The sequence below is a fragment of the Rothia sp. HMSC067H10 genome, from assembly GCF_001810635.1.
Classification (GTDB): domain Bacteria; phylum Actinomycetota; class Actinomycetes; order Actinomycetales; family Micrococcaceae; genus Rothia; species Rothia dentocariosa.
Map to the genome: position 1 here is coordinate 49,301 of NZ_KV802308.1, position 6,000 is coordinate 55,300.

Sequence of the window (6,000 nt, forward strand, 5' to 3'; positions counted from 1 at the left end):
TCGTCAAAATACTATCTGCTCGTGGTATAGCAACAGGCTATGCGTCTTCCTTCTGTTGTTCGGCAAGCGCGTCAAGATCGGCACGCGGGAAACCGCCGCGTTTTTTCGCCAACACCACGTAGAAAACGGAGATAATGGCGAAGAACACCACGCCCACCTGCACGGATACTACGGCGCTCGAATCGGGAAGCATGAAAAGAGCGACCAGTGTGGCAAGCACCCCGGCAAGCCCCACACCCGCCGTAATGCGCCCACCCCAGACAGTGAATCCTGAGGAGTTCCCCTGGTGCTTCTTGTATGCCTGATAGGTCAGCAGAATCATAATCCACACCACCAGGACGCATAGAGTGACCAGGGCCATCAGCAGCTCGAAAATATTACTGATTTCTGCCACCGCCATGACAGATGCGATCACCACACCCAGGAAAGAGAGCATAAGCGCGGTGACGGGCACGCCGTTATGGTTCGTGGTGCCCGCAAACGTGGGTGCCATTTTATCGCCCGCAAGCGCGTGGAGCAGGCGGGTTGCCGCATACAGCGAGGCGTTCGCGCCCGAAAGCGCGGCGATCAGAATCACGAAGTTGGTAATATCTGCCGCATAAGGAATGCCCAGTTCAGAGAACACCATCACGAAGGGCGATTGGCTGAGGTCTTTGCCGGTCTGCGCCGCCTGCTGCCAGGGCATCAGGCACAGAATAATCAACATTGAGAGCACGTAGAAACTGGAGAGCCGCCAGATCATGGCCTTGACACTGGTACGCACCGAACGCGCCGGGTTCTGCGCCTCTGCGGCGGAGATGGAAAGCATCTCAACACCGCCGAAAGAGAACATCACAATTGCCATCGAAACCCAGACGGCGCCGAGTCCGTTAGGAAGCAGCCCACCGTCGTTCACGAGGTTTGCGGTGCCCACCGCAGTGTGTCCGGGCAGGCCAACGAACACAAGAAGCAGCCCCAGCACAATGAAGACGATAACCGCAATTACTTTAATGGAAGAGAGGAAAAATTCGAGGGCGCCGAAGGATTTAACGCTCACCAGGTTCAGGACGAGAATCAGGATGCCGGAGGCTGCCACCGTCACCCACAGCGGAATTGCGGGGAACCAATACGAGAAATATTTGCCAACCGCCACGAGTTCGGCGCCGGTCAGCGGCACGGTAGTTGCCCAATACGCCCAACGGCCAATATACCCGGCGTAGGGGCTGAGGTATCTGGTTGCGATAGTGCCGAACCCGCCGGGAACGGGGTGGCGAACCGCCATTTCGCCCGCGCATGCCGCGATAATAGCGGCGATCATGGAGCCAACAGCGTAGGCGATGATAGCACCGGGTCCCGCAATTTTGATGGCGGAACCAGAGCCCAGAAAGAGGCCGGTCCCCAGGGCGAGACCCATCGCAATCATAGTCATTTGACCGTGCGAGAGGGAACGTTTCAGTTCGCCGTTTTCTGCCGGTGCCGTCTTAGGTGCTGAGGCGTCCTGTGCTTTACTCATCAGGTGGTGCTTTCCATTTTTTCGTTCATCGGTTGGGCGCCTGCCCTCGTATGTCGCGTCGAAACCGAGCGCGGCTCGGTACCCGGTCTACAGCAAATGTGGCAAAGGCGTATCGAATAACTATCCCGCGTCGAGCATCATCTATGCAACTTTTTGCATGGGTTTGTGCGTGGCGAAACAGATTTTCCCTATGATTCTCAGAGTTTGGTTATTTTTGGGTGTTCCACGATGTAATGCAAATTTGTGCATAAGATGCGCCACCCACCGCACAAGGACACAGCGCCACAAATATTAATGGCGAGAAGCAGACAACCCATCCGCTTCTCGCCACATCATCAATTTTTCACGGCGATGTGGGGTATTAACCTAACCGTCGTACTCGATCTCGTGCCGTTTGAACCAGCCAATCACCGGGTAACTGATAGGCATGAGCACAATCTCAACCAGGCACTTATACACATACCCGACCAAGGTGTAGCTGATGAATTGATCCACGCTGGTAATCCCCAGAATAGGCGAAGCAATCGCGCAGAAAATAATGGTATCCGCCAGCTCGCCCACAAGGGTTGAGGCGATCATACGCGCCCACATAAACCGCCCGGAGGTGGCCTTCTTCATGGCAACCATCACCCATGCGTTCAGAAGCTGACCTGTCAAATACCCCAGCAGCGACCCGGCAAAAATCTGCCATACGGGACCGAGAATAATGGCGAACGCCTCTTGATTCTCATAGTAGCTGGCGGGCGGCAGGGCAACAGTCAGCAGGAAGCATCCGGCAGCGAACGCCGCCGCCACAAACGAGGCGATAATAGCCCGGCGAGCGCGCTTAAACCCGTACACCTCAGAGAGCACATCGCCGAGTACATAGGCCAGCGGGTACAGGAAGAAACCACCATCACTGGGGATAAAGTTGCCGTTCGTGAACGGCGGAAGCTCAAATGGGAGCGGCCCGAATTCGATACCTTTCGTAGCCGCAATATTCGAAATAATCAGAATCACGCAGGATGCGCCCAGCAGCAGATCAAAATAGCTGCGGCGCTTCGCCCACGGCGGGGTAGTAATATCCTGCGGTGCCTTAGCGGGTGTAGACATAGTTCTCCCTGAAAGGTTTGATGTGAATGTTGTTTTGAGATTATGCTCGTCTGCCACCCGAGCACTCACTATCTTACCCAGTAACTCCGTTTGAGTGAGAACCTAAAAGGCTCCTGAGGTGATAAAACGTAGTTTCGCCGCTTTATTCGCATCACGACGTCTTTCCCGGAGCATGGATACGAGAGTTATCGTTTGTGTTGCTGTAGCCCAGTGCGGTGGCGGCATCCTTTGCGCAGATGTAGATGGTCTCGCCGTCGACGATGGTGCGCAGGTTGCCGAAGACCGGGTGGGTGAACAGGGTCAGATCGGTGCTCATGTCGAGCCGCCTTCCTGAGAGGCGTCCAGGCGATGCACCGTGCAGCGCACTCGTCCTCTCAGGTGCTAGGCGGCGAGAGATATCGGTTGATAACCCCTCAGTGTGAGACTCTGTGGTGCTCATGGCGTATGTGCCTTTCTGAGCGGCCTGGGGTGGTAGCCTGGTGCTGCCATTGTTGGACCCCGAGAGGTGCTCACTGCACTGCCGACGAGGCAAGAAGTGTTAACCCCTTGAGTGTTCCGCTCACCCATGCGTCCTTGGGGCAGGGCGAAACCGGACACGGGGCGGAGCAGACTCTCGCTGGATTTGCTTGGGAGCCGCTCCCAAGTTGTTAGATGATTATGTTCCATTCATTGACTGAAGAAGGAGAGTGTCATGCTTGACGCGTTGACCATGTCTGACGGTCGTTCCATCCCCGCTCAGGGTTTCGGAGTTTTCCAGATTCCAGCCGAGCAGACTGCTGACGCGGTGGCTCAGGCTATTGAAGTCGGCTACCGCCATATCGATACCGCACAGGCTTACTTCAACGAGGCGGCCGTAGGTGAGGGTATCCGTCGCAGCGGGATCGACCGCAGCGAACTGTTCGTCACCACGAAGGTCTGGTTGGACAACTATGGTGAGGATGCCACCTATGCCAGTGTGAAGGCTTCTCTGGAGAAGCTGGGGCTTGAATATGTGGATTTGATGCTGTTGCATCAGCCGTTCAATGATGTTTACGGTTCCTGGCAGGCCCTGGAGCAAGCCCAGGCGGATGGGCTGATTCACTCCATCGGGGTCGCTAACTTCACTCCAGCTCGCCTGCACGATCTGGGTTCGTTCAACGCCGTCTATCCGGTGGTTAACCAGATTGAGATTAACCCCTTCCATCAGCAGGTGGAGCGGGTTGCTGAGCTGCAAAAGCTCGGAGTTACCGTTGAAGCGTGGGCGCCCTTTGGTGAAGGCCGCTCAGGCTTGTTCGACAATCCAGTGTTGGCTGGTATTGGCCAGCAGTACGGTAAGTCAGTGGCGCAAGTGGTGTTGCGCTGGCTGTATCAGCGTGGGATTGTGGCACTGGCCAAGTCAGTACACCCGGAGCGGATGCAGCAGAACTTCGCGATTGATGATTTCGCTCTGACTGAGGCGGATATGGCCGCTATCGCAGGTTTGGACGCCGGGGCGTCATTGTTCTTTGATCACGAGGCAACCGGCACGGTGGATTTCTTCACCGATCTGATTGCTCAGCGACGTAACAACAGCTAAGGCACTCATGAGCAGGTTGTATTCAACGAAGGAGGCAGCTGAGGTCAGTGGTGTCGCGGTTGAAACCGTGCGCTACTACTGCAAAATCGGTCTAGTCCCCCGAGTAGTGCGAGATGAGAACAACTACCGTGTCTTTGACGACCACGACATCGCCTGGCTCAAGGGCCTGCACTGCCTGCGCGAATGCGGCATGGGTATCGAGCAAATGCGCCATTACATGGAACTTTGTCTCCAGGGAGAAGAGAGCATCCCGGAGCGCGAAGTCATGCTGATTGCGCAACGCCAGGTTGTTGAGGACAAAATCGCACTACTTAAGGAGATGCTGGGGTTTATTGATTCGAAGATGGAGTTCTATGCCGGAGTGCGTTCCGGCGAGATTGAATACCAATCGAATCTGTTGACCCCAGTGTCATCTGAGACTGCCTGATTAGCGGCTCTTCCGAGTTGAGTGTGGGTGACCGGGTGTTGAGCGGGGGTTGCGGATAGAGGTCGAGGTCCTTATAAAAGTAAAATGTCTGGAAGAAGGTGTCACACAGGCACAGATGGCGCAGATGGTTGGCACCTCCGCACCGTATATTAGTAGGCCGATAAACAAGAAAGAGGGCATCATCAATAAGGTCTTTGTTGATATGCTCGATAAGCTGCGCTACGACTTGTCTATGTGAAGAAGAAAGGGGCTCCTGAAAAATGAGCAAAGAAAGACTCACCGCATTTACGGATGCGATATTGGCGATCATCATGACAATATTGGTGCTGGAACTTGAGAAACCGGCGACAGCTGACTGGGCATCGTTTTGGGCACTCAGGGCGCATTTCTTCTCCTATGCGATTTCCTTCTTCTGGCTTGGCGCTATGTGGGTAAATCTGCATAACCATTGGCACAGGATCGAGAAGATAGACAACAAGGTGATCTGGTGGAGCATCATCATGCTGTTTTTCGCCTCTTTCTTCCCGTATGTGACAGACTTTGTGAGCGACCACTTCACAAGCCTTTTTGCACAGATGCTTTACAGCGCGGTGGTGATTTGTGTTTCACTATCCAACATGGCGCTTGCGCGAGCGGCCGCAAGGGCTAATGGCTCGACGAGCGCGTTGGACTATAGTAACCGGAAAATCGTTGCGGCTGACCTGAGCATTAAGGCAATTGGCATTGTTCTGGCGATCTTTGTTTATCCGCCGATTAACATGTTTGCAGTTATTCTGGCAGGATGTGAGGTGACCTTCCTACCACATATTGTGAATCGAAAAAACAAAAAACGAGGTGAGATCGATGCCGTATGATCCACATCTGGATTTATTCCTCTAGGCGAACGGAATACCCGGATACCTGTGCGGCTTTACCTCTTGACCAGACCGATGGGCGGGGATGGAGAATTGAAGTGGTGATATAGCAAAGAGAGCCGAAGCGTCTCATCGGCGTGTCGACTCTCATGCAAATTCCGATTTTGTGGTATCGAAAGCAGAAAAGCATGACTTTTTCGGTCATACAGTTTTCACCCACGATATTTTCGGCTGAACCGATGACATCATTGCCATTGTCTCAAGGCATGCCGAGGTCGCCCTCCTCCCCGAACGCGCGTAGGTCGAGTACCACCCTCGCGAGGCCTCAGCTCAGAACGACCACGTTCTTGCCGGGCACCGCGTGGGAGTCGAGCGCGCGGTGCGCGTCAGGCGCCTGCTCCTAACTGGACTTGCGAGCACTGCCGCGGGGCTCGGCTTGATCGCCTGGGGCATGCACGGCACCCTCCCAATTCTCCTACTTGGCATGGTCCTCACTGGACTTGGGCAGGGTGCATCCTTTGGCCCAATCACCTCCGTGGGGATCTGGCAAAGCAGCCCCAGCGAGGCGGGAGCTGCTTCC

6 protein-coding genes and 1 pseudogene are annotated in these 6,000 nt (G+C 54.9%); 4 read left to right on the forward strand and 3 right to left on the reverse strand.

The window, feature by feature from the left end:
• Positions 1 to 37: 37 nt before the first annotated feature.
• The 3 genes from HMPREF2756_RS04535 to HMPREF2756_RS11175 form a co-directional block, all read right to left on the reverse strand.
• Positions 38 to 1,492 carry an amino acid permease gene (locus HMPREF2756_RS04535; protein ID WP_070618755.1) on the reverse strand — a complete coding sequence of 485 codons (1,455 nt, stop codon included), beginning with the start codon at positions 1,490 to 1,492 and terminating at the stop codon, positions 38 to 40.
• 366 nt (positions 1,493 to 1,858) lie between these two features.
• A complete protein-coding gene (locus HMPREF2756_RS04540; RefSeq protein ID WP_070618757.1) occupies positions 1,859 to 2,584 on the reverse strand; it encodes a queuosine precursor transporter in 726 nt (241 codons plus the stop codon).
• 151 nt (positions 2,585 to 2,735) lie between these two features.
• Positions 2,736 to 3,023: a BRO-N domain-containing protein gene (locus HMPREF2756_RS11175; protein ID WP_141747820.1), complete on the reverse strand. Its 288-nt coding sequence runs from the start codon at positions 3,021 to 3,023 to the stop codon at positions 2,736 to 2,738.
• A gap of 252 nt (positions 3,024 to 3,275) precedes the next feature.
• Between HMPREF2756_RS11175 and HMPREF2756_RS04545 the strand changes: the two genes are divergently transcribed.
• The 4 genes and pseudogenes from HMPREF2756_RS04545 to HMPREF2756_RS11345 all read left to right on the forward strand — a co-directional run.
• Positions 3,276 to 4,139, forward strand: a complete 864-nt coding sequence (locus tag HMPREF2756_RS04545) for an aldo/keto reductase (RefSeq protein ID WP_070618760.1) — start codon at positions 3,276 to 3,278, stop codon at positions 4,137 to 4,139.
• A gap of 7 nt (positions 4,140 to 4,146) precedes the next feature.
• Positions 4,147 to 4,566, forward strand: a complete 420-nt coding sequence (locus HMPREF2756_RS04550) for a MerR family transcriptional regulator (protein WP_065425837.1) — start codon at positions 4,147 to 4,149, stop codon at positions 4,564 to 4,566.
• 260 nt (positions 4,567 to 4,826) lie between these two features.
• Positions 4,827 to 5,420, forward strand: a complete 594-nt coding sequence (locus tag HMPREF2756_RS04560) for a TMEM175 family protein (protein WP_070618765.1) — start codon at positions 4,827 to 4,829, stop codon at positions 5,418 to 5,420.
• Between the two features lie 361 nt (positions 5,421 to 5,781).
• Positions 5,782 to 6,000: pseudogene (locus tag HMPREF2756_RS11345) on the forward strand (MFS transporter); the annotation flags it as partial.

Bases quoted from the DNA above. Each gene is read 5' to 3' on its own strand.
- HMPREF2756_RS04550 (WP_065425837.1), top strand. From the start codon at position 4,147: ATGAGCAGGTTGTATTCAACGAAGGAGGCAGCTGAGGTCAGTGGTGTC.
- HMPREF2756_RS04540 (WP_070618757.1), bottom strand. From the start codon at position 2,584: ATGTCTACACCCGCTAAGGCACCGCAGGATATTACTACCCCGCCGTGG.
- HMPREF2756_RS11175 (WP_141747820.1), bottom strand. From the start codon at position 3,023: ATGAGCACCACAGAGTCTCACACTGAGGGGTTATCAACCGATATCTCT.
- HMPREF2756_RS04560 (WP_070618765.1), top strand. From the start codon at position 4,827: ATGAGCAAAGAAAGACTCACCGCATTTACGGATGCGATATTGGCGATC.
- HMPREF2756_RS04535 (WP_070618755.1), bottom strand. From the start codon at position 1,492: ATGAGTAAAGCACAGGACGCCTCAGCACCTAAGACGGCACCGGCAGAA.
- HMPREF2756_RS04545 (WP_070618760.1), top strand. From the start codon at position 3,276: ATGCTTGACGCGTTGACCATGTCTGACGGTCGTTCCATCCCCGCTCAG.